We start from the raw sequence: 25,102 nt of genomic DNA on the forward strand, positions 1-25,102 counted from the left end.
GAGAGCTGGATGGGGCTTTTTTGTGGGATCTCGAAGCCGATGCAAATCCCCTGTGGGAGCGGGCTTGCTCGCGAATGCGGTGGATCAACTAGCAGATGTGCAGCTGACCGACCGCATTCGCGAGCAAGCCCGCTCCCACATTTAGAGGGTATTTCAAGGCGGCTGAAGCGGTGGCCTGACAGACCTGCATCACCCTCAAGCCAATAAATATCGACTTCTCTCGTAGGGCGTTTCTGAATGTTACCGAGTAGCCTAAATGTGTAACCCCACGCCCGAACCTGGGGCAAAGTGCTACGCCCGTGCCCTGAAAAACCGCGTTTTAGACACCCCAGGAAATAAGATTAAACGCCAGACTTGCCGTGCTAGAAGGGTTTGCGAATAATAGGCCCGCAACTTGCAGCATCAACAGGTTTAATATCTTTTGTCTCTGCATAAAATCCAGAGGCTGTCAATGTGCTGGAACCGCTTTCTCAGTGCTTCTGTAAATAGTTGTCGCATTGAGGAAATATCGGCTTCCGGCCTGTCGTTAGAATGCCGATCACTCGCTCGTCGTATCCGGGTTGAACTGGTGTAGGACGCAGCACCGCTATTCGGTTTCACTTAAGTCGCATCGTGGGCCACGGCTCATACTGCTTTTTTGCCCTATACCGATGGAGTCCCAAGATGAAGAAACTTGTGCTGTTGGGCGCCCTGGCGCTGTCCGTGCTGTCCATGCAGGCCTTCGCTGATGAAAAGCCCCTGAAAATTGGTATCGAAGCGGCTTACCCTCCGTTTGCCTCGAAGGCGCCGGATGGCAGCATCGTGGGTTTTGACTACGACATCGGCAACGCCCTGTGCGAAGAGATGAAAGTCAAATGTGTGTGGGTCGAGCAAGAGTTCGACGGCCTGATTCCTGCGCTCAAAGTGCGCAAGATCGACGCGATCCTGTCGTCCATGTCCATCACTGAAGACCGCAAGAAGTCCGTGGACTTCACCAACCGCTACTACCTGAGCCCAGCGCAGCTGGTGATGAAGGAAGGCACCACGGTCAGCGACAGCCTGGATGAATTGAAAGGCAAGAAAATCGGCGTGCAACGCGGTTCGATCCACGATCGCTTCGCCAAGGAAGTCCTGGCCCCTAAAGGCGTCACGGTGGTTCCTTACAGCTCGCAGAACGAAATCTACCTGGACGTGGAAGCCGCTCGCCTTGATGGCACCGTGGCTGACGCTACCTTGCTGCAAGACGGTTTCCTGAAAACCCCGGCCGGTAAAGGCTACGCGTTCGTGGGCCCACAGTTCACCGACGCCAAGTACTTCGGCGACGGCATCGGTATCGCCGTGCGTAAAGGCGATAAGGCCGAGCTGGACAAGATCAACGCGGCCATCGCAGCGATCCGTGCCAACGGCAAATACAAGCAAATCCAGGACAAATACTTCGACTTCGATATTTACGGCGCTGACCCTAAGTAACGCATCGCAGCTGTCTGTCCAGAATGGCGCAAGCAACAGAATTCCTGCGGTTTGCGCCATTTTTTCATCCCCCTTTTCGAGGACCTGAATCATGTTGAAAGGCTACGGGGCCGTCATCCTCGATGGCGCATGGTTGACGCTTCAGCTCGCCTTGTCGTCCATGGCCTTGGCCATTGTTCTGGGTCTGATCGGGGTCGCGTTACGCCTGTCGCCGGTGCGCTGGTTGGCCTGGCTGGGTGACTTGTACTCCACGGTGATCCGCGGGATCCCCGACCTGGTACTGATCCTGCTGATTTTCTACGGTGGTCAGGACTTGCTGAACCGCGTCGCGCCACTGCTTGGCTATGACGACTATATCGACTTGAACCCCTTGGCCGCCGGTATCGGCACCCTGGGTTTCATCTTTGGCGCCTACCTGTCGGAAACCTTCCGTGGCGCCTTCATGGCTATTCCCAAGGGCCAGGCCGAGGCCGGCCTTGCGTATGGCATGAGCAGCTTCCAGGTGTTCTTCCGGGTGATGGTGCCGCAGATGATTCGGCTGGCGATCCCCGGTTTCACCAACAACTGGCTGGTATTGACCAAGGCCACTGCGTTGATTTCGGTGGTGGGCCTGCAAGACATGATGTTCAAGGCCAAGCAGGCGGCAGATGCCACCCGCGAGCCTTTTACCTTCTTCCTCGCAGTGGCGGCGATGTACCTGGTGATTACCAGCGTGTCGTTGTTGGCGCTGCGCTATCTTGAGAAGCGCTACTCGGTAGGCGTAAGGGCGGCTGATCTATGATCTTCGACTACAACGTCATTTGGGAGGCCATGCCGCTGTACCTCGGCGGCTTGGTGACCACCCTGAAATTGCTCGCCATCTCCTTGTTCTTCGGCCTGCTCGCCGCCTTGCCACTGGGCTTGATGCGCGTGTCCAAGCAGCCGATCGTCAACGGTGCTGCCTGGCTCTACACCTACGTGATTCGCGGCACACCGATGCTGGTGCAGCTGTTTTTGATCTACTACGGGTTGGCGCAGTTCGAGGCCGTACGCGAAAGCTTCCTGTGGCCGCTGTTGTCCAGCGCCACCTTCTGCGCGTGCCTGGCCTTTGCAATCAACACCAGCGCCTACACCGCCGAGATCATTGCCGGTAGCCTCAAGGCCACGCCCAATGGCGAGATCGAAGCGGCCAAGGCCATGGGCATGTCGCGTTACAAGCTGTACCGCCGCATCCTGCTGCCGTCGGCCCTGCGCCGCGCGCTGCCGCAGTACAGCAACGAAGTGATCATGATGCTGCAGACCACCAGTCTGGCCTCCATCGTCACCCTGATCGACATCACCGGTGCCGCACGCACGGTGAACGCCCAGTTCTACCTGCCGTTCGAAGCCTATATCACGGCCGGCGTGTTCTACCTGTGCCTGACCTTTATCCTGGTACGCCTGTTCAAGTTGGCCGAAGGCCGCTGGCTGAGCTACCTGGCTCCACGGAAGCATTGATATGGAACGTATCGATCACCTGTTGCCCTGGGGCCACCTGGGCTGCGAGCGCCAACTGAGCGTGTTTCGTTTTGGCAGTGGCGAGCGCAAGGCCTATATCCAGGCCAGCCTGCATGCCGATGAATTGCCGGGGATGCGTGCGGCGTGGGAGCTGAAAAAGCGCCTCACCGAACTGGAACAGCAAGGCGCGCTCAACGGCGTGATCGAGCTGGTGCCGGTGGCCAACCCGATGGGCCTGGGCCAGTTGCTGCAAGGCAGCCACCAGGGGCGTTTCGAGATTGGCAGCGGGAAGAATTTCAATCGCGATTTTGTCGAGCTGAGCGCGCCGGTTATCGCGTTGCTCAAGGGTGCGTTGGGCGATGATGCGCATGCCAACGTGCGCTTGATCCGCCAGGCGATGACCGATGCGCTCGGCGCATTGCCCGCGCCGAGCAGCCAGCTGCAAGGCATGCAACGGGTGCTGTTGAGCCACGCGTGCACGGCGGATGTGGTCCTCGACCTGCATTGCGATGCCGACGCCGCGCTGCACATGTACGCGCTGCCCCAGCATTGGCCACAGTGGCGTTCGCTGTCGGCGCACTTGAATGTAAAAGTCGGCTTGCTGGCGGAAGATTCCGGCGGCAGTTCGTTTGATGAAGCCTGCTCGTTGCCGTGGTTGCGTCTGTCGCGGGCGTTCCCCGAGGCGCAGATTCCGCTGGCGTGTTTGGCGACCACCCTGGAATTGGGCGGCCAGGCCGACACCGGGCGCGATGAAGCCATCTTCCACGCGGAAGGCATTCTCGCCTTCCTCGCAGAACAAGGCCTGATCAAAGGCGAATGGCCCGCGCCGCAGCACGAACCCTGCGAGGGGCTGCCCTTCGAAGGCACCGAGTTGTTGTTTGCGCCCCACGCTGGCGTGATCAGTTACCTGCGTAAAGCCGGTGACTGGGTCGATACCGGCGAGCCGCTTTTTGAAGTGATTGATCCCCTGACCGACCGCGTCAGCATTGTCTGCGCGGGCACCTCAGGGGTGTTGTTTGCCGTTGAACGGCTACGTTATGCCCAAGCGGGTTTCTGGCTGGCCAAGGTGGCGGGGCGCGAAGCGCTGCGTCACGGGCGCTTGCTCAACGACTGACCACCTGTTTTTGTGAGAACCGACCGCATGTACAAACTTGAAGTCCAAGACCTGCATAAACGCTATGGCAGTCATGAAGTGCTCAAAGGTGTGTCCCTGGCCGCCGCGGCCGGCGATGTGATCAGCATCATCGGTTCCAGTGGTTCGGGCAAAAGTACCTTTTTGCGCTGCATCAACCTGCTGGAGCAACCCCACGCCGGCAAGATTCTGCTCAATAACGAAGAGCTGAAACTGGTGGCCAACAAGGACGGCGCCATGAAGGCCGCCGACCCCAAGCAACTGCAACGCATGCGTTCGCGCCTGTCGATGGTGTTCCAGCATTTCAACCTGTGGTCGCACATGACCGCGCTTGAAAACGTGATGGAAGCCCCGGTGCACGTGCTGGGTATGTCGAAAAAAGACGCGCGTGAAAAAGCCGAGCACTATTTGGCCAAAGTCGGCGTGGGCCATCGCAAGGATGCGTTCCCGGGTCACATGTCCGGCGGTGAGCAGCAGCGCGTGGCGATTGCCCGTGCCTTGGCGATGGAGCCTGAGGTGATGCTGTTCGACGAACCCACTTCGGCCCTCGACCCGGAGCTGGTCGGCGAAGTGCTCAAGGTGATGCAGGACCTGGCCCAGGAAGGCCGTACCATGGTGGTGGTCACCCACGAAATGGGCTTTGCCCGTGAAGTGTCGAACCAACTGGTGTTCCTGCACAAAGGCATCGTCGAAGAGCGTGGCAACCCGCGCGAAGTGCTGGTGAACCCGCAGTCCGAGCGTTTGCAGCAGTTCCTGTCGGGCAGCTTGAAGTAATCAGGACTGCTTTTATGCACCGAGTTAGTGCATGCTTGCCAGTCTTGAGATCGGCTCAATCCCCTGTGGGAGCGGGCTTGCTTGCGAAAACGGTGGATCAGTCAGTAGATGTGTAGCTGGCCCACCGCATTCGCAAGCAAGCCCGCTCCCACATTGGATCTCCATATGTTTTGAGATTTGTGTTGGTTTCCGGGCTAGCATTGGCCCTTGTCTTCATTACCGTTCTTCGCTTCGGATAGCATTCCATGACCGCCCACAGAATTGGTTTCCTGATTTGGCCCAGCACAAAAGCCCTGACGCTTGCGCTGGCTGAGGAGGCTTTGCGCGTTGCTCAGCGGGTGCATCCGGACGTGGTGTACGAACTGTCTTTTTTACAGGCTGAACCGCGCACCGACGGCGCGTGGCAACTACCCGGCGAGCCGTGGGCCGGCAAGCTTGAAGGCTTTCAGAAACTGTTCCTGCTGGCGGATGAGCCACCCACCGCGATTGCTTCGCAACTGAGCACCGCACTTAAGCAGCTGGTGCGCGCCGGGTGTGTGATCGGTGGTCTGTCGGCCGGTGTGTACCCCTTGGCGCAGCTCGGCCTGCTGGATGGTTATCGCGCCGCCGTGCACTGGCGTTGGCAGGACGATTTTGCCGAGCGTTTCCCCAAGGTCATCGCCACCAGCCACCTGTTCGACTGGGACCGTGATCGCCTGACCGCCTGCGGTGGCATGTCGGTGCTCGACCTGCTGCTGGCGGTGCTGGCCCGTGACCACGGCGCCGAACTGGCCGGTGCGGTCTCCGAAGAGTTGGTGGTGGAGCGCATCCGCGAAGGCGGCGAGCGCCAGCGTATCCCGCTGCAAAACCGCCTGGGCTCCAGCCATCCGAAGCTGACCCAGGCGGTGTTGTTGATGGAAGCCAACATTGAAGAGCCGCTGACCACCGACGAAATCGCCCAGCATGTGTGCGTGTCGCGACGACAACTGGAGCGGATCTTCAAGCAGTACCTCAATCGTGTTCCCAGCCAGTATTACCTGGAATTGCGCCTGAACAAGGCGCGCCAGATGCTCATGCAAACCAGCAAGTCGATCATCCAGATCGGCCTGTCGTGCGGCTTCTCCTCGGGGCCGCACTTCTCCAGCGCCTACCGCAACTTCTTTGGCGCCACCCCTCGCGAAGACCGCAACCAGCGACGCAGCAGCAGCCCGTTCGAGTTATCGTCGGTGCCATCCGAGCGCGGCTGAGAACACTGTTTACTCCTCCATCGGTACGGGGGTTGTTGGTGGCGGTACCAGCGGCTGTCCGCCGGCGTCGAGGGAGGCCGCTTCCACGCCCAGGTCATTCCCCGTCTGAAGATAATATTGTCTGAGCACATTTAAACTGGCGTCCGAGAGCGGGTTGCCGCCAAGGTCGGAGTCATAGTCCCAAGTGGGGCTCACTTCCAGAATGTGCGAAGGGATCTCTTCTATCAGGTTCTCGCTCAGGTCCACGGTTCGCAAGTTTGGCAGGGAGAAAACGCCGGCTGGGGGCTGGTTGATTCCAGTGTTTTCCAGGTGCAACGTGTTCAGGTTGTGCAGGTTGCTGACCGTCGGCGTGATGCCCAGTGGGTTTTCGCTCAAGTCCAGGTACTCCAAGGTGCGCATCCCGGAAAGCGCATTGGCGCTGTGGGGCGTCAGGCGGATTGCGCACTCGGTGAGGCTCAGCGTGATCAAGTGGGGTTGATTCAGAATAGCGGCGGGAATGTCGCCCATCGTGTATCTGTGCAGCGAAAGAACTTTCAGTTTGGGGAATGCTTGGAGCAAGCCTTCGACGTTTGAGGTGGTCCCTTCGCCGCTCATTTCCAACAGCGAGATATGTTCAAACCGCGCATTTATGTCGGGCAGTGCTCCAATTATGGGCGTGTCGATCACCAGTTTGTGGGTGACCTCCTGCCCGCCATTCAGCTCATCCGCGTCGCTCTCGCGACGCCAGCCTTCTTCCAGTTGCGCTTTGATGGCCAGGCGATGGATCTGTTCTTCGGCGCGTGTGTGATCGTCGAGTGCGATGTCCAGGACTGGATGCCGTTGCGGCACATCCAGCGCCCACGTCGTCAGGTCGGCAATGAGCCTGGCGTATTCGGTTTCCAGGCGGGTCACTTCGGCAGTCACGCCCTCCATGTTCCCCGGTAGTGTAAAGATGAAGCGATCCACTTCGGCTGGCGTAAAGGTTGGATAAAGCCGCTTTACGCGACTGTGTTCCGCGGCCGGCGCATCAGCGTTGAAATGTTCGCCGGTGGCCTGGCAGTAGGTTTTTATCCGTTGCAGAGCGGTCAGTGACAGTGGATTACCCGACAGATCAAATGCGCTGGTGGCGTCGGCGGGCAGTTGAAACAGTTCAGCCGGGGTTTGCGTGATCGCGTTATGGCTTAAGTTGATGACTTGGCGGCGCGTGGGGCTGATGAGCGCCGCGGGTATTTCCTTCAGGCCAGTGTTGTTCAGCCTGATCCAGGACAGCAGGGGCATACGGCGGACGTCGGGAATAAGCTTGAGCGGGTTGTTGCTCAGGTCCAGGTATTCCAGAGTCGTCAGCTGTTCCAGTGCGCCAATCGAGGCGGGCGACAGCTCAAGCGCGCAGTCTTGCAGGGTCAATGAGGAGAGCTTCGGTAGCTGGAAAATCGTCGAGGGTAGGTCTCCTAGTTCGGCGTCAGTGACCGACAGTCGTTCGAGGTTCGGGAAGCTTTGCAAAAACGCGTCCAACTGCAGCGGGGCCGCATCGCCGCGCAGTTTCAGCGAGGTCACGTCGGTAAAGCGCGTGGCGAGTGTTGGCAGTTTTTCACCGATAGGCGCTGCCAGGTCGAGTTCGTAGGTGGGGATTACGCTTTGACTGCGCTCATCCAGGGGGCTCTCTCTGCGCCAGCATGCTTGCAGCGTGTCCTGAACCGCCCGGCGGTTGGCCTGGGCCTGGGCGGTGAGACCGGGCGCCTGGGCCCAGGTGTCGAGGTCGCCGCTGAGCGTGAGGTAATCAAGCTCAAGGCGTACAAGTTCGATTTTGCCCATTTCCAGGTTGCCGGCGATGCCGAATATCAGTCGGTTGATGTCGTCCTTGCTGAAGTTCGGATAGAGCTTTTTGGCAAGGGCGACGTCCAGCGGTTCTGCATCTGCTTCAAAGTAGCTGCCGGTGCGCCGGTAGTAGTTTTTGACCAGTTCCAGGGTAGGGCGTGACAGCGGGTTGCCGGATAAGTCGAACCTATGGCTGACGCTGGCAGGCAGTTCGAAGAGGGCGGCAGGCAGCGTGTGAATCCGGTTGTCTTTCAACAGCGCGACTTCCAGGTGCGGGCACTGCACAAGTCCGTTGGGCAGTTCGGTAATACCGGTGTTGCTCAGGTCCAGAAAACGCAGGTTGGACAACTGCTCGACGTTGGGCGTCAGCCCGAGTGGGTTGTTGTATAAATCCACTGAGCGCAGCGCGGTCAATGAGGCGAGTATCGCCTGCTCTGGCGCGGTCAGGGTGATGTTGCAGTCGCTGAGTACCAGTTCATTGAGGCTTGGCATCGCGCCGAGGCCTTCGGGAAGCGCTCGCAGCGCGGCGTTGCGCACCGACAAAAAGCGCACGTTTGGAAACCTCGTCAGAAACCCATCAATGTGCAGGGCGCTGTGGTCGCCTTCCAGCGCCAGGTACGAGATGAAATTGAAGTACGGCGCCAGTGCCGGCGGGTTGCCGGAAATGGGGCCGTTCAGTACCAGTTTTTGCCCGTTGATCAACGGTGGCTCGTAGTACTGATCGGTTTCGGTTTCCAGGCGCCAGGCGCGTTTGATTTCTTCGGCCCACTGTTGGCGCGCACGTTTGGCCTGGCTCACGCTTTCTGCGCCGTGGGGCGTAGCGGTTTCGCGTGCCAAGGACGGCGTGGCGGTGATCCATGCCGACAGGTCGCGATCGAGCTGTTGGTATTCACTCTTGAGTGCCACCAGTGCGCGCAGTGCGCCGCCAGCGGTTTGGTCAAGGGAGTGCACGATGTGGTTGAGTTGCTCCGGTCGCAAGGCCGGGAATAAATCCTGCGCCCGTTCCAACAGGGTCGGCTCCTGGCCGGCTACGGAGGCAGGTGCGGGGCCATAACCGTCCATGCCACCGAGCAGGCGCATGGTTTTAGGGTCGTAGGTGGGTTTGCGCAGCGGGTCGCTGGCAAGCCTGGCCCGCAGCACCGCGCGGTCCAGGGCATGCAGGGCGATGCTTTGGCGCAGCAGCGGGCCTTGGGCAATGTGAATGTTCAGCGCATTGCGCGCCGAGTCGGGCAGGGCTTGAAGCAGGGCCGTGTAGAGGTCCGTTTTGGCCGATAAGGCGACGCCGTTGTCCAGCGGTGTGTAGCCGCCGCTGTCGGAGTAGACCAGCGTGCGACGGGTCGGCGCGCTCAATTCGCCGATGGCGTTGCGCAGCGTGCCGTCGGCGGAATCATTTCTAACCTCGATTCGCAGCCCTTCGGGCCAGTTGGGCAGGTTTTCCAGGGAGTCCAGGGCCAGACGGTCAGTGTCCAGGTTATCCACCGAGTTCAAGTACAAGCCTTCGTAGGCGCGTGCGACCCGGGTTTCCTGCCGGGCCCAAAGGGCCAGTTCTTTCAGGCGTTGGGGGATGCGCCCCAGGTCGATTTCCTGCAGCTCCTCGGCGGTCGCGATTTCCTGCAGCGCCTGGGCGGCACTCAAGGGCAGGCCGGGCACTGCGTCGATCAGCGTGGTCAGTTGCAGGTTGGTGGTGAGTTCCTGGCCTCGATAAGCCGAGTCGAACAGTGACAAGCGTTTTTCTTGCGCCACGCGCGCCAGCCGTTGTCGCAGGGTTCGCGAGCGCGCCTGTGCGGAGATCATGGGCTGGCCAAATTCCTCTTCCAGCAGGATTTTGCGCTCAGGCTCGTCCAGCACTTCAATGATGGTCTTGAGCAGGTCACCATTTTTGAGCTGCGCTTCGTGGATCTGCGCAACACTGGCGTCGGGTTTGCCCGGTACTTGCCAGACTGTCGCCCCGTCGTTGTTGATGACGCGCAGGGTCTTGGTTTCCGGCCACAAACCGTAGTTGCTCAGCAACAACAGTTGCGTTTGTGCGTCGGCCAAACCGTACACCGCCGGATCCTCGCTGCTTATCTGCTGGATGAAATCGTGCAGCGCGCGGTCGATCTTGAAGCGCTTGAGGGTGTCAGCCAGCAGGGGCGGTGGGCGTTTTTGAGCCAGATACACATGGCGCAGGGCGTTGTCATGGACGCCGCTGACATGGCGTATCTGTTCCAGTTGAGCATCGCTGAAGAGGTCAGCCTGCGGGCCAAGGCGTCGTAGCAAGGTGGTGCTGTCCCAGGTTAACGGGCGGTCCAGTTCGGTCACCCACGCGCCTTGGCCGTTGCCAAACAGCTTGGGGCGATAGGCGTCCGCGCGTGACGGGTGCTTGAGCGCGTGGCGCCCGGCGCCCGGCTCGATGTCCACTGCGTAGTGCCGCTCGGGCAACGCCAGGAGGCTCTGGCCATTGTGATGGTACAGCCCCTGCGTATCGGGTTGTGATTGGCGCGGCAGAGGCTGGTCATGGGCATAAGGTGCCAGGTCCGGTTGCCACAGGCGGGTTTGGCCGTCCCGCGAAGTCACCGGAGTCAGGCGGTCGATGAATGCCCAGACGCCGGCCGGCAGGTGCTCGCGGGCCAGGTCGCTGGCGATCGGCAAGCCGACCGCGAACAGGCCCAGTTCCACGGCCTGCTCCAGTATCGACATCAGGTGCCCAAAGGCTTGGGCCCTGAGGCCCATGGCCCAATCGAGAATGCCCTCAAAAGTCTCGTCGAGCAGTTGATAGGCGGTGTAGCCCAGCATCGCCAGGCCCAGAGGTGGTATGAAAGGCGCGGCAACCAGTGCGGCAATCTGCAGCACCGCCGTGCCGATTTTTTCGATCAGGCGCCAACGTTCCCAGCGGGCCTTTTGATCGGCTCCGGCGGTGGAAACGGCGCGGGTTTGAGCGTCGTTGAACAGTTTGCTGAGCTTGATTTCATACAGATAATCGAACAGCGGCTGAGTGATGCGGGTGGTGGAAAACTGCAGTCTGGGGTTATCAATAGGCGCATCGCGCCAGCTGGGGCGCGGGTCTGTGGCCAGTCGTTGATGCCAGATAACGTGGGATAAGCGTTGGCTGAGGTCGGCGAAAAAGTAGCCGCGCTCCCCATGGTTCACAAAGCGGCTGAAGAACTGTTGGTACTCAGGTTCGCGCAGCGCGTCGCTCAGCGCCTGCATAAAGGCCTGTGTCGATGCATACGCCTTGAGTGGTTGCTGCGGGTCGTCTGGAATATAGGCGATCACCGGCACTGTGGTGCTGCTGCGCTCCAGGTCGGCGGCGGCAAACAGAATGATGCCGGTCAGTGCGCTCGACATGATGCTCAGGTCATAGCTGAGCAGCACTTTGCAATCCTGCGGGGTCGTCAACAGCGTCTGCAATTGCTGAAATTGCAGCTCGGACACATCACCACTCAGGCGGGCCATCTGCGCGGCGACTTTCAGCTGGGCAAACTCGCAGCGCTCCTGTTTACGTTTCAGGGTGGCCAGTGATACCGGGTTGTCCAGTGCCAGGTATTCGCGAAGATAGGTGTGGTACTGGCCTCCAATGTCCAGCTCGCGGCACAGTCGGGTGAATTGCGGCACGGTGAGGCGGGTGGCGACACTTGGCAGGGTTTCGAAATGCCCGCGGGCCGCAGGCTTGGTAATGAACGTTGAGTGGGGCTCATAGGCGCCGGCGGTTGTTTCGCTGGCCTCAAAGTTGTGCAGAGCAGCGTCGAGCAGTGAAACCGTCCAGGTGGTGGCGGCGCCAAGCGAGGTGGGCACGTAGAGTCGCAGGAAGGTGGTGCGCACATCGCGTTCCACGCCAAAGCGTTGCTTGAGCGCCGGTTGCAACACCTCGGCGGCGAAGTCCTCGGCAGACTTGAGCGGCATCATCACCCGGTCCAGTGCGTTTTGTGCGGTCCAGGCTTCGCTGACCAGTTGCCTGAGTTGAGCGTGCTGTTGGCGGTTGAGACCTGTGTACCAGGCGGGCAGGCTCGGCGCCGTGTCCTTGAGCGCGGCACGCCTGCTCGGCGAAGCCGTACCCAGCCACGCGGGAATGGCCTTGCGGACCAGGCTGAGGTGAACGTCCTGCTGAGGCGTAGGTGGGTTCGTGAGGGTGAGCTGTGTCATGGGATGAAGTCTCCTTGAGTTCAATGGCTGGTCAGCAGACCACTTGGCTCACACTCATCGGTGACAGATAAATAGCGTACGGCGGGCTTGGGCAGAAAACGGCGCTGCCGCTTGGCCTGCACACGGTTTAAACTGCGCGATTGCGACGCTATTTGTCGCATTGGCGTAAACCCTGGAAAATCACGGGTTGGCGCTATAAGAAGTTGTCGCTTGGCGGCAAGGCCGCACTGAAAACTGTCCTTACAATCCCTGCATCGCCTGCCAGTTCCAGGCAGGCGTTCCTCTTCAGGAGACTCCGATGTCCGTTGAGCAAGCCCCGGTGCAACGTGCCGATTTCGACCAGGTCATGGTTCCCAACTACGCACCTGCCGCCTTTATCCCTGTGCGTGGCGCAGGTTCGCGCGTATGGGACCAGGCCGGCCGCGAGCTGATCGACTTTGCCGGCGGCATCGCGGTTAACGTATTGGGCCACGCCCACCCGGCGCTGGTCGGTGCACTGACCGAGCAGGCCAACAAGCTGTGGCATGTCTCCAACGTCTTCACCAATGAGCCGGCCCTGCGCCTGGCGCATAAGCTGATCGACGCCACGTTTGCCGAGCGCGTGTTCTTCTGCAACTCCGGCGCCGAAGCCAACGAGGCCGCCTTCAAGCTGGCCCGTCGCGTCGCGTTCGACCGTTTCGGGACCGAGAAGTACGAGATCATCGCGGCGTTGAACAGCTTTCACGGCCGCACCCTGTTTACCGTTAACGTCGGTGGCCAGTCGAAGTACTCCGATGGTTTCGGGCCTAAAATCACCGGCATCACTCACGTCCCTTATAACGACCTGGCCGCGCTGAAAGCCGCCGTGTCGGACAAGACCTGCGCCGTGGTGCTGGAACCTGTCCAGGGCGAAGGCGGCGTATTGCCGGCCGAACTGGCGTACCTGCAAGGCGCCCGCGAACTGTGCGACGCGAACAACGCGCTGCTGGTATTTGACGAAGTACAAACCGGCATGGGCCGCAGCGGCCACCTGTTCGCTTACCAGCACTACGGCGTGGTGCCGGACATCCTCACCAGCGCCAAGAGCCTGGGCGGCGGTTTCCCGATTGCGGCGATGCTCACCCGTGAAGACCTGGCCAAGCACTTGGTGGTCGGCACTCACGGCACCACCTACGGCGGCAACCCGCTGGCGTGTGCGGTGGCGGAAGCGGTGATCGACGTGATCAACACCCCAGAAGTGCTGGCCGGTGTGAACGCCAAGCACGCCCTGTTCAAGGCACGCCTGGAGCAGATCGGCAAGCAATACGGCATCTTCACCGAAGTGCGCGGCCTGGGCCTGCTGATAGGTTGTGTGCTCAGCGACGCCTTCAAAGGCAAGGCCAAGGACGTGTTCAACGCGGCCGAAAAGCAAAACCTGATGATCCTGCAAGCCGGCCCCGACGTGGTGCGTTTCGCCCCGAGCCTGGTGGTGGACGACGCAGACATCCAGGAAGGCCTGGACCGTTTTGAACGTGCTGTGAAGACGTTGACGCAAGCTTGATACGCCGTTCGGTGCTCAAACCATTGGGCATCGAACCTAAATTTTTGTGCCGGGCCTCTTGATTGGAGCCGTGAAGATCAAAATGTGGGAGCGGACTTGCTCGCGAGCGCGGTGTGTCATTCAACCGTACAGGTGACTGAACCACCGCGTTCGCGAACAAGCCCGCTCCCACGCTTGACCTTCGCGGGTTTCAAATGCGTGCCTGGCATTTTTTCCTGTGAGTTTTTCGAGTTAAGGAGTGACACCATGCTGGTGATGCGCCCCGCGCAAATGGCTGATCTGGGCGAGGTACAGCGTCTGGCTGCGGACAGCCCGATTGGTGTCACCTCCTTGCCGGACGATGTGGAACGCCTGAGTGACAAGATCGCCGCCAGCGAAGCGTCCTTCGCGGCCGAGGTCAGTTTCAACGGCGAAGAGAGCTACTTCTTTGTGCTCGAAGACACCGAGACCGGCAAGCTCGCCGGCTGCTCGGCCATCGTCGCGTCGGCGGGTTACTCGGAGCCGTTCTACAGCTTCCGTAACGAAACCTTCGTGCACGCCTCCCGCGAGCTGAAGATCCACAACAAGATTCACGTGCTTTCCCAGTGCCACGACCTCACCGGCAACAGCCTGCTCACCAGTTTCTACGTGGTGCCGGAGCTGGTCGGGTCCGCGTGGTCGGAACTCAACTCCCGTGGCCGCCTGTTGTTCGTCGCCAGCCACCCCGAGCGCTTTGCCGACTCGGTGGTGACCGAAATTGTCGGCTACAGCGACGAGAACGGCGACTCGCCGTTCTGGGACGCCATTGGCCGCAACTTCTTCGACCTCAACTACGCCGCCGCCGAGCGCCTGTGCGGGCTGAAAAGCCGCACGTTCCTTGCCGAGCTGATGCCGCATTATCCGATCTATGTGCCGCTGCTGCCGGACGAAGCCCAGGAAGCCATGGGCCAGGTGCACCCGCGTGCGCAGATCACCTTCGACATCCTGATGCGCGAAGGCTTTGAGACCGACCATTACATCGACATCTTCGACGGCGGCCCGACGCTGCACGCGCGGGTCTCGGGCATTCGCTCGATCGCGCAGAGCCGCGTGGTGCCGGTGAAGATCGGCGAGATGCTCAAGGGTGTCGGCCGCCAGTACCTGGTGAGCAACGCGCAGTTGCAGGATTACCGCGCGGTGATGCTGGACCTGGACTACGCGCCCGGCAAACCGGTGACCCTGGACCTGCAAACCGCTGAAGCCCTGGGCGTCGGTGAAGGTGCCAGCGTGCGTCTGGTTGCGGTTTAAACACAGAGTTTCGCGGGTGGCTGGCAACAGCGGCCTGTTTGAGGAGATAGCATGATCGTTCGTCCCGTACGCAGCAGCGATTTACCGGCCCTGATTGATCTGGCGCGCAGCACCGGCACCGGCCTCACCACCTTGCCGGCCAACGAAGAGCGCCTGACCCACCGGGTTGGCTGGGCGGAAAAAACCTTTCGCGGCGAAGCCGGGCGGGGTGATGCCGACTACCTGTTCGTGCTGGAAAACGACGAAGGCCGCGTGGTGGGTATTTCTGCCATCGCCGGTGCCGTCGGCCTGCGTGAGCCTTGGTATAACTTCCGGGTGGGGCTGACCGTCAGCGCTTCCCAGGAGCTGAACATCTACCGTGAGATCCCGACGCTGTTTTTGGCCAACGACCTCACCGGCAATTCCGAGTTGTGCTCGTTGTTCCTGCATGCCGATTACCGCAACGGCCTCAACGGCCGCATGCTGGCCAAGGCGCGCATGCTGTTTATCGCTGAATTCCCGCAGCTGTTCGGCAACAAGATCATTGCCGAGATGCGTGGTGTGTCCAACGAAGCCGGGCGTTCGCCGTTCTGGGAAAGCCTGGGCCGGCACTTCTTCAAGATGGAATTCAGCCAGGCCGATTACCTGACTGGCGTGGGCAACAAGGCGTTTATCGCCGAGCTGATGCCGAAGTTTCCGCTGTACAGCTGCTTCCTTTCCGAGGACGCGCGCAACGTGATCGGCAAGGTCCACCCGGATACCGAACCCGCGCTGAGCATGCTCAAGAGCGAAGGTTTCAGCTACCAGGGCTACGTTGACATCTTTGACGCCGGCCCGGCGGTGGAATGTGAGACCAGTAAAATCCGTGCGGTGCGCGACAGCCAGTCGCTGGTGTTGGCCATCGGCACGCCGGGGGACGACGCCACGCCGTTCCTGATCCATAACCGCAAGCGCGAGGAGTGCCGCATTACCGCCGCACCGGCCCGTCTGGCGGCAGGCACGCTGGTGGTCGATCTGTTGACCGCCAAGCGCCTGCAACTGGTGGTGGGTGATCAAGTGCGTGCTGTTCCGTTGTCTGCTGCTCGGGAGTCGAAATAATGAATTCGCTGTACATCGCAGGTAGCTGGCTGGCCGGCCAGGGTGAGCTGTTTGAATCGCGCAACCCGGTGACCCAGCAGGTGCTGTGGGCCGGTAATGGCGCCACCGCCGAGCAGGTCGAGTCCGCCGTGCAGGCTGCACGCCAGGCATTCCCGGGCTGGGCGCGGCGCCCGTTGGAAGAGCGCATCAGCGTGCTGGAAGCCTTCGCCGCCACCTTGAAACGCCGCGCGGATGAGATCGCCCGTTGCATCGGTGAGGAAACCGGCAAGCCACTCTGGGAATCGGCCACCGAAGTCACCAGCATGGCCAACAAGATTGCCATTTCGGTGCAAAGCTACCGTGAACGTACCGGCGAAAAGAGCGGCCCGCTGGGCGATGCCACCGCTGTGTTGCGCCACAAACCCCACGGCGTGGTGGCGGTGTTCGGCCCATACAACTTCCCTGGCCACTTGCCGAACGGGCATATCGTCCCGGCGTTGCTGGCGGGTAACACCGTGCTGTTCAAGCCGAGCGAGCTGACCCCAAAAGTCGCTGAGCTGACCGTGCAATGCTGGATCGAAGCCGGTTTGCCGGCGGGTGTGCTTAACCTGTTGCAAGGCGCGCGGGAAACCGGCATCGCGCTGGCGGCCAACCCGGGCATCGACGGGTTGTTCTTTACCGGTTCGAGCCGCACCGGCAACCACCTGCATCAGCAGTTCTCCGGGCGCCCGGACAAGATCCTGGCCCTGGAAATGGGCGGCAACAACCCGCTGGTCGTCGACGAAGTGGCCGACGTGGATGCGGCGGTCTACACCATCATCCAGTCGGCGTTTATTTCTGCCGGCCAGCGTTGCACCTGTGCACGCCGCTTGCTGGTGCCGCAAGGCGCCTGGGGCGATGCGTTGCTGGCGCGCCTGGTGGCGGTCAGCGCGACGATTGCAGTCGGCGCGTTCGATCAGCAGCCAGCGCCGTTCATGGGCTCGGTGATTTCCCTTGGCGCGGCCAAAGCCTTGATGGACGCCCAGGCGCAGATGCTGGCCAATGGCGCGGTGGCGCTGTTGGAAATGACCCAGCCGCAGGCTCAGGCCGCGCTGCTGACCCCTGGCATCATCGACGTGACCGGTGTGGCCGAGCGCGCAGATGAAGAACTGTTCGGCCCACTGTTGCAGGTGGTCCGCTACGCTGATTTTGCCGGGGCGATTGCCGAGGCCAACAACACCCAGTACGGCCTGGCTGCGGGCTTGTTGTCCGACTCCGAAGCGCGCTACCAGCAGTTCTGGCTGGAAAGCCGTGCCGGTATCGTCAACTGGAACAAACAGTTGACCGGCGCCGCCAGCACCGCGCCGTTCGGCGGTGTGGGCGCCTCGGGCAACCACCGCGCCAGTGCCTATTACGCCGCGGATTATTGCGCGTACCCGGTGGCGTCCCTGGAAACGCCGAGCCTGGTGGTTCCAGCCACGCTGACGCCAGGTATAACGCTGAAGTGAAGCTGACACTGATCTAAATGTGGGAGCTGGCTTGCCTGCGATAGCCTCACCTCGGTTTTACTGAAAGACCGAGTCGCCTGGATCGCAGGCACGCCAGCTCCCACAGTTGAATGGGTTTACAGCTATAGATCTGCACCAGATGCCTATAAAAACAGATGTTCGTGGAGCCTCGCCGATGAAATCCTATGAAGTCAATTTTGACGGTCTAGTGGGGCCGACCCATAACTACGGCGGTTTGTCCTACGGCAACGTCGCGTCCCAGAGCAACAGCCAGCAGTCTTCGAACCCCAAGGAAGCGGCGTTGCAGGGCCTGCAAAAAATGAAAGCCCTGATGGACATGGGCTTTGTGCAAGGCGTGCTCGCGCCGCAGGAACGACCTGACGTGGGCGCCTTGCGTAACCTCGGTTTCAGCGGCACCGACGCTCAGGTGATCCAGCAGGCAGCCAAGCACGCCATGCCGCTGCTGGTTGCCAGTTGCTCGGCATCGAGCATGTGGGTGGCCAACGCCGCCACCGTCAGCCCGAGCGCCGATACGGCAGATGGCCGCGTGCATTTCACCGCCGCCAACCTCAACTGCAAATACCACCGCAGCATCGAACACCCGACCACCAGCCGCGTGCTGGGGGCGATGTTCGCCGACCAGAAGCACTTTGCCCACCACGCCGCGTTGCCGGCGGTGGCGCAGTTCGGCGACGAAGGCGCAGCCAACCACACGCGTTTCTGCCGTGACTATGGCGAAGCCGGTGTCGAGTTCTTCGTGTTTGGTCGCAGTGCGTTCGACACCCGTTACCCGGCCCCGCAGAAATACCCGGCGCGCCAGACCCTTGAAGCCTCCCAGGCCGTCGCGCGCTTGCACGGCTTGAAGGACTACGGCGTGGTCTACGCCCAGCAGAACCCGTCAGTGATCGATGCCGGTGTGTTCCACAACGACGTGATTGCGGTGGGCAACGGCGAGGTGCTGTTCTATCACGAGGACGCCTTCCTCAACACCGAGCAGATGCTCGCCGAGTTGCACGGCAAGTTGGGCAAACTGGGCGGCAACTTCCAGTCGGTGTGCGTACCGCGCGCTCAAGTCAGTGTCGAAGATGCAGTGCGGTCCTACCTGTTCAACAGCCAGTTGCTGACCCGCGCCGACGGCTCGATGCTGCTGATCGTTCCGGAAGAGTGCCGCGCCAACGAGCGCGTCTGGCAGTACCTGCAAGGCCTGACGGCGTCCGGTGGGCTGATCCGCGAAGTAAACGTCTTCGACCTCAAGCAAAGCATGCAGAACGGCGGTGGCCCGGCGTGCCTGCGCTTGCGTGTGGCGTTGAACGAAACGGAACTGGCGGCGGTGAATCCAGGCGTTATCATGACGGCGCCGTTGTACGACACGCTGACCCAATGGGTCGACAAGCACTACCGCGACAGCCTGCGTGAAACCGACCTGGCTGACCCGCAGTTGCTGCTTGAGTGCCGGACGGCACTGGATGAACTGACGCAAATCCTTAAACTGGGCTCGGTTTACCCTTTCCAGATCAATTAACGCACCTCTTTTTACACCCTAGGGCTGAGAACTATTTTATGACCACCGACACCCTGAAACTGATCCTTGAAGACACCGACGGCACCCAGCTGGAAACTTCCTGCACCCGCGTCGCCGTGGTGTGGCAGGGCAAGGAAATCTGGATCCAGCACGATGGCCGTGGCCAACTGTTGATCGGTGTGGATGTGGAAGAAGGCGACGCCGAGTACGCCAACCTGCTGATGCGCCCATTGGCGACCAACCTGATGAGCCTGCAACTGGAAATGGAACCGGCCGACGTCGAAGGTGACGACGACGATCACGTCCACGGCCCAGGCTGCAACCACTAAGGAAGCTGCTTATGCTCGCCCTCGGCAAATTGCTTGAACTGACCCTCGCCGGTCGTGAACCGGCGCAAAAAATTCAACTGACTGTCGACGGCGTGCAGATGCGCTGGCTCAGCGAGGGCGCACTTGAAGTGCGCCCGCCGCAGGCCTTGGACAACGGCAGCGACGTGCTGCTGTCATCCGGCATCCATGGCAACGAAACGGCGCCGATCGAACTGCTCGACCGCCTGTTGCATGGCATCGCCCGTGGGGAGATCAAACCCCGCGCCCGTATTCTGTTCTTGTTCGGTAACCCCGAGGCCATGCGCCGCGGCGAGCGTTACCTGGAATTGGACGTCAACCGGCTGTTCAACGGCCGTCATGAACAAAACATCGGCCCGGAGGCCATGCGCGCCGCCGAGCTTGAGCAACTGGCCCGCACCTTTTTCAGCCTTTCCGGCCGTTCGCGCCTGCATTACGACCTGCACACCGCCATTCGCGGTTCGAAGATCGAGCAGTTTGCGCTGTACCCGTGGAAAGACGGGCGACGCCATTCGCGCCACGAACTGGCGCGTCTGTGCGCTGCCGGCATGCAGGCTGTGCTGCTGCAGAGCAAGACCTCCATCACCTTTACGGCGTTTACCTACGAGCAGTTGGAGGCCGAAGCCTTCACGCTGGAACTGGGCAAGGCGCGGCCGTTCGGGCATAACCAGGGCGTGGATGTGTCCCGCCTGGAAACCCGGCTCAAGCAGATCATCGAGGGCACCGAGCCCGAGACCGAGAGCCTGGATGGCTTGCAGCTGTTTGCCGTGTCCCGGGAAGTCATCAAGCACAGCGATGCATTCCTGCTGCATTTACCGGCGGACGTGGAAAACTTTTCGCCGTTGGCGAAGGGGTATCTGCTGGCCGAAGACGTGGCCAAGACCCGTTGGGTAATCGAGGAGGAGGGCGCCCGCATCATCTTCCCGAACCCGAAGGTGAAGAATGGTTTGCGCGCGGGGATATTGATCGTGCCGACCACGGATGCCGGGTTGGCGTAAATCTTCAGGCTTAACCGGCTCTACAGCTGGGAGCGGGCTTGTGTGGGAGCTGGCTTGCCTGCGATAGCATCACCGCGGTGTGGCTGACACACCGAGGTGACTGCATCGCGGGCAAGCCCGACTCCCACACAAGCCCCTCCCACATTAGTTTGCGGTGTTGCTTAAACGGCTACGGCCCGTGGCTCACTGCGACGGATCGCGCGGACCTTGTGCAGGGTGTCGGCGCAGGTGCGCGCAGCTTCCTGGCCCTTGTGCACGAAGTGCTCGTAGAAGAACGTGTGGTGTTCGCTGCCGGCGTGGAAATGGTGCGGGGTCAGGGACACCGAGAACACCGGCACTTCGGTTTCCAGCTGAACCTGCATCAGGCCGCTGACGACGGACTGGGCGACGAATTCGTGACGGTAGATGCCGCCGTCCACCACCAGCGCGGCGGCAACGATACCGGCGTAACGGCCAGTCTTGGCCAGCAGCTTGGCGTGCAGGGGCATTTCAAAGGCGCCGCCGACTTCGAAGAAATCGATGTCCGATTCCTGGTAGCCCTGGGCGATCATTTCGGCGAGGAAGCCTTTACGGGATTGGTCGACAATATCCTTGTGCCAGCAGGCCTGGATAAACGCGACGCGCTCGCCGTGGTGGTTTTTGCTTTTGCTGTCGATTGCGGTGGGTTGCATGTTCTGACTCCTGTTTAAGAAAAAAACAGGGCGTTATGAATCGAATGGGATTTAAGGGTACGAACAGCCGCGTCATGCAAGCATGAATACGGCGCGCGGCCCTTAGGTGCCAATCCCGTTCTCTCTTCATCCGGACTATGACCGTCGGCCCCGGGATCACACCGGGTCTGCTGACCTTGCCGCCGACCTGCGTGAGCAGTTCAAGGCGCCAAGCGCTCGCGGGCTATGCACGTTGCGTGCAATTACCGCCGGTGGGGAATTACACCCCGCCCTGAGAACGTTGCCGCCAGAACCCTGGCGGCGGAGAGTTTTTAACATGGTTTTTCAAAAACTGCACGATCGCCTTATCGATAACCTATATCGGTTTGTTTGGTTGGTATTCGATTGAAGCTGATGGGGGCTTGATATTCCGTGGCTTTACCCGCAGTAATCAGCCATAAAAGGAACTTACACACCCGTTAGAGGCTTGTTTCATGTCTGTGATCGACCTGCGTAGCGACACCGTGACCCAACCCACCCCCGGCATGCTCGACGCGATGGCCACTGCCGTCAGCGGCGACGATGTCTACGGCGAAGACCCCAGCGTCAACCATTTGGAGGCCGAGTTGGCCGAGCGCCTGGGCTTCGAGGCGGCGTTGTTCGTGCCCACCGGCACCATGAGCAACTTGCTGGCGTTGATGGCCCACTGTGAACGCGGCGAGGAATACATCGTCGGGCAACAAGCCCATACCTACAAATATGAAGGCGGCGGCGCGGCCGTCCTCGGTTCGATCCAGCCGCAGCCGCTGGAGGTGCAGGCAGACGGCTGCCTTGACCTGGACCAGGTGTTGGCGGCGATCAAACCCGATGACTTCCACTTCGCGCGCACCCGCCTGCTGGCGCTGGAAAACACCATGCAGGGCAAGGTGCTGCCGCTGGAGTACCTGGCGAAGGCGCGTGCGTTCACGCAGGCACACGGCCTTGCGCTGCATCTGGATGGCGCGCGTATTTATAACGCGGCGGTCAAGCTTGGCGTGCCGGAGCGGGAGATTGCCCAGCATTTCGATTCCGTGTCGGTGTGCCTGTCCAAAGGCCTGGGTGCGCCGGTGGGTTCGGTGTTGTGCGGTTCCACGGCCTTGATCGCCAAGGCGCGTCGCTTGCGCAAGATGGTCGGCGGCGGTATGCGTCAGGCCGGTTCCCTGGCGGCAGCGGGGCTGTATGCGCTGGATCATCAGGTGCAGCGCCTGGCCGATGACCACGCCAATGCCCAATGGCTGGGGGATGCGTTGCGCCAGGCCGGTTACGCGGTGGAGCCGGTTCAGACCAACATGGTGTACGTGCAGATCGGCGACCAGGCTCAGGCCTTGAAGGCGTTTGCTGCCGAGCGCGGGATCAAGTTGAGCGCCGCGCCGCGCCTGCGCATGGTCACTCATCTGGACGTCAGCCGGGCGCAGATCGAGCAGGTCGTGCAGACATTTGTCGAGTTTTCCCGAAAATGACAGTGCAGACCGTCTAATTGACTGTTTCTATCACATAAACACGCTGTACCACTGGCAAAGGGCCGATATAATGCGGCCCTTTGCCGTCGCTCCGTCTGATGATGTTGCGCACTGGCCTTTGGCCTCAGACTCCGTGGAAGAACCTAATGAAAAGCGCAGAAATCCGTGAAGCCTTCCTTCGCTTCTTCGAAGAGCAAGGTCACACCCGTGTAGCCTCCAGCTCCTTGATCCCAGGCAACGACCCAACCCTGCTGTTCACTAACGCGGGGATGAACCAGTTCAAGGACTGCTTCCTGGGCCAGGAAAAGCGCGCTTATACCCGCGCGACCAGCAGCCAGAAGTGCGTACGCGCCGGCGGCAAGAACAGCGACCTGGAAAACGTCGGCTACACCGCTCGTCACCACACTTTTTTCGAGATGCTGGGTAACTTCAGCTTCGGCGACTATTTCAAGAAAGACGCGATTACGTTCGCCTGGACCTTCCTGACCGGCGTGTTGAAGCTGCCCAAGGAAAAGCTGTGGGTCACCGTCTACGCGACGGACGACGAAGCGTATGACATCTGGACCAAAGAAGTCGGCGTACCGGTCGAGCGCATGATCCGCATCGGCGATAACAAGGGCGCGCCCTACGCATCCGACAACTTCTGGACCATGGGCGATACCGGCCCGTGCGGCCCCTGCACCGAGATTTTCTACGATCACGGCGCCGACATCTGGGGCGGCCCACCCGGCTCGCCGGAAGAAGATGGCGACCGTTACATTGAAATCTGGAACAACGTGTTCATGCAGTTCAACCGCACCGCCGATGGCGTGTTGCACCCGCTGCCGGCGCCGTCGGTTGACACCGGCATGGGCCTGGAGCGGATCAGTGCGGTGATGCAGCACGTTCACTCCAACTACGAAATCGACCTGTTCACCAACCTGCTGAGCGCTTCGGCCGCAGCCATTGGTTGCGCCAACGACAACCAGTCTTCGCTCAAGGTAGTGTCGGACCATATCCGTTCCTGCAGCTTCCTGATCGCTGACGGTGTACTGCCGTCGAACGAAGGTCGCGGTTACGTGTTGCGCCGTATCATCCGTCGCGCCTGCCGCCACGGTAACAAGCTGGGTGCGACCGGTAGCTTCTTCTACAAAATCGTTGCCGCGCTGGTGGCCGAGATGGGCGATGCCTTCCCGGAACTCAAGCAGCAGCAGGCCAACATCGAGCGCGTGCTCAAGGCTGAAGAAGAGCAGTTCTCCAAGACCCTGGAGCACGGCTTGAAGATTCTGGAGCAGGACCTGGCCGAGCTCAAAGGCACCGTGGTGCCGGGCGACGTGGTGTTCAAGCTGTATGACACCTACGGTTTCCCGATGGACCTGACCGCCGACATCGCCCGTGAGCGTGAGCTGACCGTCGATGAGGCCGGTTTTGAGCGTGAGATGGAGGCCCAGCGTGTACGTGCCCGTTCGGCCAGCTCCTTTGGCCTGGACTACAACACCTTGGTCAAGGTCGATGTGCCCACCGAGTTCATCGGCTACCAGGCAACTGTGGGTTCGGCCAAGATCGTTGCCCTGTATAAAGACGGTAAGTCGGTCGACGTGTTGAATGAAGGCGAGGCAGCGGTGGTGGTGCTTGACCAGACGCCGTTCTACGCCGAGTCCGGTGGCCAGGTGGGTGATTGTGGTTTCCTGAGCTCGACGTCGGGTCGTTTTGAAGTGCGCGATACCACCAAGACCGGCGGTGCATTCCTGCATCACGGCGTGCTGGTACTCGGTAACTTGACGGTCGGTGCGCCGGTCGATACGCAGGTCGATGCCGACGTACGGCATGCAACCGCTCTGAACCATTCGGCCACTCACTTGCTGCACGCCGCGCTGCGTCAGGTACTGGGTGAGCATGTGCAGCAGAAGGGGTCGTTGGTCGATAGCCAGCGCCTGCGTTTTGACTTCAGCCACTTTGAAGCGATCAAGCCTGAGCAGATCAAGGCGCTGGAAGACATCGTCAACGCTGAAATTCGCAAGAACACGCCGGTGGAAACCGAAGAAACCGATATCGAGACCGCCAAGAAAAAAGGCGCCATGGCGCTGTTTGGCGAGAAGTACGGCGACGATGTGCGCGTACTGAGCATGGGCGGCAGCTTCTCCGTGGAGCTGTGTGGCGGTATCCACGCCAGCCGCACCGGCGACATCGGCCTGCTGAAAATCCTCAGCGAAGGCGGTGTGGCGTCCGGCGTGCGTCGTATTGAGGCGGTGACCGGCGCTGCGGCCCTGGCCTACCTCAATGCGGCTGAAGAACAACTCAAGGAAGCGGCCGGCCTGGTCAAGGGCAGCCGCGACAACCTGATCGACAAACTGTCGGCCGTTCTGGAGCGCAACCGTGCGCTGGAGAAACAGCTGGAGCAGTTGCAGGCCAAGGCGGCCAGCGCGGCGGGCGACGATCTGTCGGCTGCGGCTCTGGACGTTAAAGGTGTGAAAGTCCTCGCGGTGCGCCTGGACGGTCAGGATGGCAAGGCGCTGTTGGCCTTGGTCGATCAGTTGAAGAACAAGCTCGGCCGCGCAGTGATCCTGCTCGGCGGTGTCCATGAGGAAAAGGTCGTTCTGGTTGCCGGTGTAACCAAAGACCTGACTGGCCAACTCAAGGCCGGTGATTTGATGAAGCAAGCCGCCGCGGCAGTGGGCGGGAAGGGCGGTGGTCGTCCGGACATGGCGCAAGGCGGTGGTGTAGACGCCGGTGCCCTGGACGCGGCCCTGGCTCTGACCGTGCCGTTCGTCGAGGCTGGCATTTAAGGCGCTGTTAACCGGCCCAT

At 60.9% G+C, this 25,102-nt stretch carries 17 protein-coding genes and 1 riboswitch; of the genes, 15 read left to right on the plus strand and 2 right to left on the minus strand.

The window, feature by feature from the left end; genetic code table 11:
* The first annotated feature begins 663 nt into the window (after positions 1 to 663).
* From JFT85_RS22715 to JFT85_RS22740, 6 genes are all read left to right on the plus strand, one after another.
* Positions 664 to 1,449, plus strand: a complete 786-nt coding sequence (locus JFT85_RS22715) for an ABC transporter substrate-binding protein (RefSeq protein WP_201230442.1) — start codon at positions 664 to 666, stop codon at positions 1,447 to 1,449.
* 91 nt (positions 1,450 to 1,540) lie between these two features.
* On the plus strand, positions 1,541 to 2,230 hold the full coding sequence (locus JFT85_RS22720) for an ABC transporter permease (protein WP_053257623.1): 690 nt from the start codon (positions 1,541 to 1,543) through the stop codon (positions 2,228 to 2,230).
* On the plus strand, positions 2,227 to 2,925 hold the full coding sequence (locus tag JFT85_RS22725; protein ID WP_053257622.1) for an ABC transporter permease: 699 nt from the start codon (positions 2,227 to 2,229) through the stop codon (positions 2,923 to 2,925). The genes JFT85_RS22720 and JFT85_RS22725 overlap by 4 nt, the downstream gene beginning before the upstream one ends.
* A gap of 1 nt (position 2,926) precedes the next feature.
* The gene (locus JFT85_RS22730) at positions 2,927 to 4,039 is read left to right on the plus strand and encodes a succinylglutamate desuccinylase/aspartoacylase family protein (RefSeq protein WP_053257621.1); all 1,113 of its coding nucleotides are present in this window, start codon (positions 2,927 to 2,929) and stop codon (positions 4,037 to 4,039) included.
* Between the two features lie 27 nt (positions 4,040 to 4,066).
* Positions 4,067 to 4,831, plus strand: a complete 765-nt coding sequence (locus JFT85_RS22735; RefSeq protein WP_003214336.1) for an ABC transporter ATP-binding protein — start codon at positions 4,067 to 4,069, stop codon at positions 4,829 to 4,831.
* A gap of 245 nt (positions 4,832 to 5,076) precedes the next feature.
* On the plus strand, positions 5,077 to 6,057 hold the full coding sequence (locus JFT85_RS22740; RefSeq protein ID WP_078827195.1) for a GlxA family transcriptional regulator: 981 nt from the start codon (positions 5,077 to 5,079) through the stop codon (positions 6,055 to 6,057).
* A 9-nt stretch (positions 6,058 to 6,066) separates the two neighbouring features.
* Here JFT85_RS22740 and JFT85_RS22745 read toward each other — a convergent pair whose 3' ends face one another.
* On the minus strand, positions 6,067 to 11,973 hold the full coding sequence (locus tag JFT85_RS22745; protein ID WP_201230443.1) for a leucine-rich repeat domain-containing protein: 5,907 nt from the start codon (positions 11,971 to 11,973) through the stop codon (positions 6,067 to 6,069).
* 298 nt (positions 11,974 to 12,271) lie between these two features.
* Between JFT85_RS22745 and JFT85_RS22750 the strand changes: the two genes are divergently transcribed.
* The 7 genes from JFT85_RS22750 to astE all read left to right on the plus strand — a co-directional run bounded on the left by JFT85_RS22750 (position 12,272) and on the right by astE (position 20,168).
* The gene (locus tag JFT85_RS22750) at positions 12,272 to 13,492 is read left to right on the plus strand and encodes an aspartate aminotransferase family protein (protein ID WP_053257618.1); all 1,221 of its coding nucleotides are present in this window, start codon (positions 12,272 to 12,274) and stop codon (positions 13,490 to 13,492) included.
* A 246-nt stretch (positions 13,493 to 13,738) separates the two neighbouring features.
* Positions 13,739 to 14,758: an arginine/ornithine succinyltransferase subunit alpha gene (gene aruF / locus JFT85_RS22755; protein ID WP_053257617.1), complete on the plus strand. Its 1,020-nt coding sequence runs from the start codon at positions 13,739 to 13,741 to the stop codon at positions 14,756 to 14,758.
* A gap of 51 nt (positions 14,759 to 14,809) precedes the next feature.
* Positions 14,810 to 15,835 (plus strand): arginine N-succinyltransferase, encoded by a 1,026-nt coding sequence (astA, locus tag JFT85_RS22760; protein WP_069552896.1) that lies wholly within the window; start codon positions 14,810 to 14,812, stop codon positions 15,833 to 15,835.
* A complete protein-coding gene (gene astD / locus JFT85_RS22765) occupies positions 15,832 to 17,301 on the plus strand; it encodes a succinylglutamate-semialdehyde dehydrogenase (RefSeq protein ID WP_171902635.1) in 1,470 nt (489 codons plus the stop codon). Before astA ends, astD begins: the two co-directional genes overlap by 4 nt.
* A 175-nt stretch (positions 17,302 to 17,476) precedes the next feature.
* Positions 17,477 to 18,823, plus strand: a complete 1,347-nt coding sequence (astB, locus tag JFT85_RS22770) for an N-succinylarginine dihydrolase (RefSeq protein WP_201230445.1) — start codon at positions 17,477 to 17,479, stop codon at positions 18,821 to 18,823.
* Positions 18,824 to 18,861: 38 nt separating this feature from the next.
* Positions 18,862 to 19,152 carry a hypothetical protein gene (locus JFT85_RS22775; RefSeq protein ID WP_003214319.1) on the plus strand — a complete coding sequence of 97 codons (291 nt, stop codon included), beginning with the start codon at positions 18,862 to 18,864 and terminating at the stop codon, positions 19,150 to 19,152.
* Positions 19,153 to 19,163: 11 nt separating this feature from the next.
* On the plus strand, positions 19,164 to 20,168 hold the full coding sequence (astE, locus tag JFT85_RS22780) for a succinylglutamate desuccinylase (RefSeq protein ID WP_201230447.1): 1,005 nt from the start codon (positions 19,164 to 19,166) through the stop codon (positions 20,166 to 20,168).
* A 161-nt stretch (positions 20,169 to 20,329) separates the two neighbouring features.
* Here the strand turns inward: astE and JFT85_RS22785 are convergent, their stop codons facing one another.
* On the minus strand, positions 20,330 to 20,839 hold the full coding sequence (locus JFT85_RS22785; protein WP_003233516.1) for a 6,7-dimethyl-8-ribityllumazine synthase: 510 nt from the start codon (positions 20,837 to 20,839) through the stop codon (positions 20,330 to 20,332).
* Positions 20,840 to 20,952: 113 nt separating this feature from the next.
* A riboswitch (FMN riboswitch) is annotated at positions 20,953 to 21,122 on the minus strand.
* A gap of 190 nt (positions 21,123 to 21,312) precedes the next feature.
* Between JFT85_RS22785 and ltaE the strand changes: the two genes are divergently transcribed.
* Both ltaE and alaS read left to right on the plus strand, forming a co-directional pair.
* Complete coding sequence (gene ltaE, locus JFT85_RS22790; RefSeq protein ID WP_201230449.1) at positions 21,313 to 22,317, plus strand: low-specificity L-threonine aldolase; 1,005 nt, start codon at positions 21,313 to 21,315, stop codon at positions 22,315 to 22,317.
* 146 nt (positions 22,318 to 22,463) lie between these two features.
* Positions 22,464 to 25,082, plus strand: coding sequence for an alanine--tRNA ligase (alaS, locus tag JFT85_RS22795; RefSeq protein WP_053257611.1), 2,619 nt, complete (start codon positions 22,464 to 22,466; stop codon positions 25,080 to 25,082).
* Positions 25,083 to 25,102 lie beyond the last annotated feature (20 nt).

Source organism: Pseudomonas sp. TH04 (assembly GCF_016651355.1).
In the GTDB taxonomy this organism is placed as follows: domain Bacteria; phylum Pseudomonadota; class Gammaproteobacteria; order Pseudomonadales; family Pseudomonadaceae; genus Aquipseudomonas; species Aquipseudomonas fluorescens.

Excerpts from the sequence above, each read along its gene's own strand:
- JFT85_RS22775 (WP_003214319.1), top strand. The coding sequence starts at position 18,862 with ATGACCACCGACACCCTGAAACTGATCCTTGAAGACACCGACGGCACC.
- astB (WP_201230445.1), top strand. The coding sequence starts at position 17,477 with ATGAAATCCTATGAAGTCAATTTTGACGGTCTAGTGGGGCCGACCCAT.
- JFT85_RS22745 (WP_201230443.1), bottom strand. The coding sequence starts at position 11,973 with ATGACACAGCTCACCCTCACGAACCCACCTACGCCTCAGCAGGACGTT.
- JFT85_RS22720 (WP_053257623.1), top strand. The coding sequence starts at position 1,541 with ATGTTGAAAGGCTACGGGGCCGTCATCCTCGATGGCGCATGGTTGACG.
- JFT85_RS22725 (WP_053257622.1), top strand. The coding sequence starts at position 2,227 with ATGATCTTCGACTACAACGTCATTTGGGAGGCCATGCCGCTGTACCTC.
- JFT85_RS22730 (WP_053257621.1), top strand. The coding sequence starts at position 2,927 with ATGGAACGTATCGATCACCTGTTGCCCTGGGGCCACCTGGGCTGCGAG.
- ltaE (WP_201230449.1), top strand. The coding sequence starts at position 21,313 with ATGTCTGTGATCGACCTGCGTAGCGACACCGTGACCCAACCCACCCCC.
- astE (WP_201230447.1), top strand. The coding sequence starts at position 19,164 with ATGCTCGCCCTCGGCAAATTGCTTGAACTGACCCTCGCCGGTCGTGAA.
- JFT85_RS22785 (WP_003233516.1), bottom strand. The coding sequence starts at position 20,839 with ATGCAACCCACCGCAATCGACAGCAAAAGCAAAAACCACCACGGCGAG.
- astA (WP_069552896.1), top strand. The coding sequence starts at position 14,810 with ATGATCGTTCGTCCCGTACGCAGCAGCGATTTACCGGCCCTGATTGAT.
- JFT85_RS22750 (WP_053257618.1), top strand. The coding sequence starts at position 12,272 with ATGTCCGTTGAGCAAGCCCCGGTGCAACGTGCCGATTTCGACCAGGTC.
- JFT85_RS22715 (WP_201230442.1), top strand. The coding sequence starts at position 664 with ATGAAGAAACTTGTGCTGTTGGGCGCCCTGGCGCTGTCCGTGCTGTCC.
- JFT85_RS22740 (WP_078827195.1), top strand. The coding sequence starts at position 5,077 with ATGACCGCCCACAGAATTGGTTTCCTGATTTGGCCCAGCACAAAAGCC.
- alaS (WP_053257611.1), top strand. The coding sequence starts at position 22,464 with ATGAAAAGCGCAGAAATCCGTGAAGCCTTCCTTCGCTTCTTCGAAGAG.
- aruF (WP_053257617.1), top strand. The coding sequence starts at position 13,739 with ATGCTGGTGATGCGCCCCGCGCAAATGGCTGATCTGGGCGAGGTACAG.
- JFT85_RS22735 (WP_003214336.1), top strand. The coding sequence starts at position 4,067 with ATGTACAAACTTGAAGTCCAAGACCTGCATAAACGCTATGGCAGTCAT.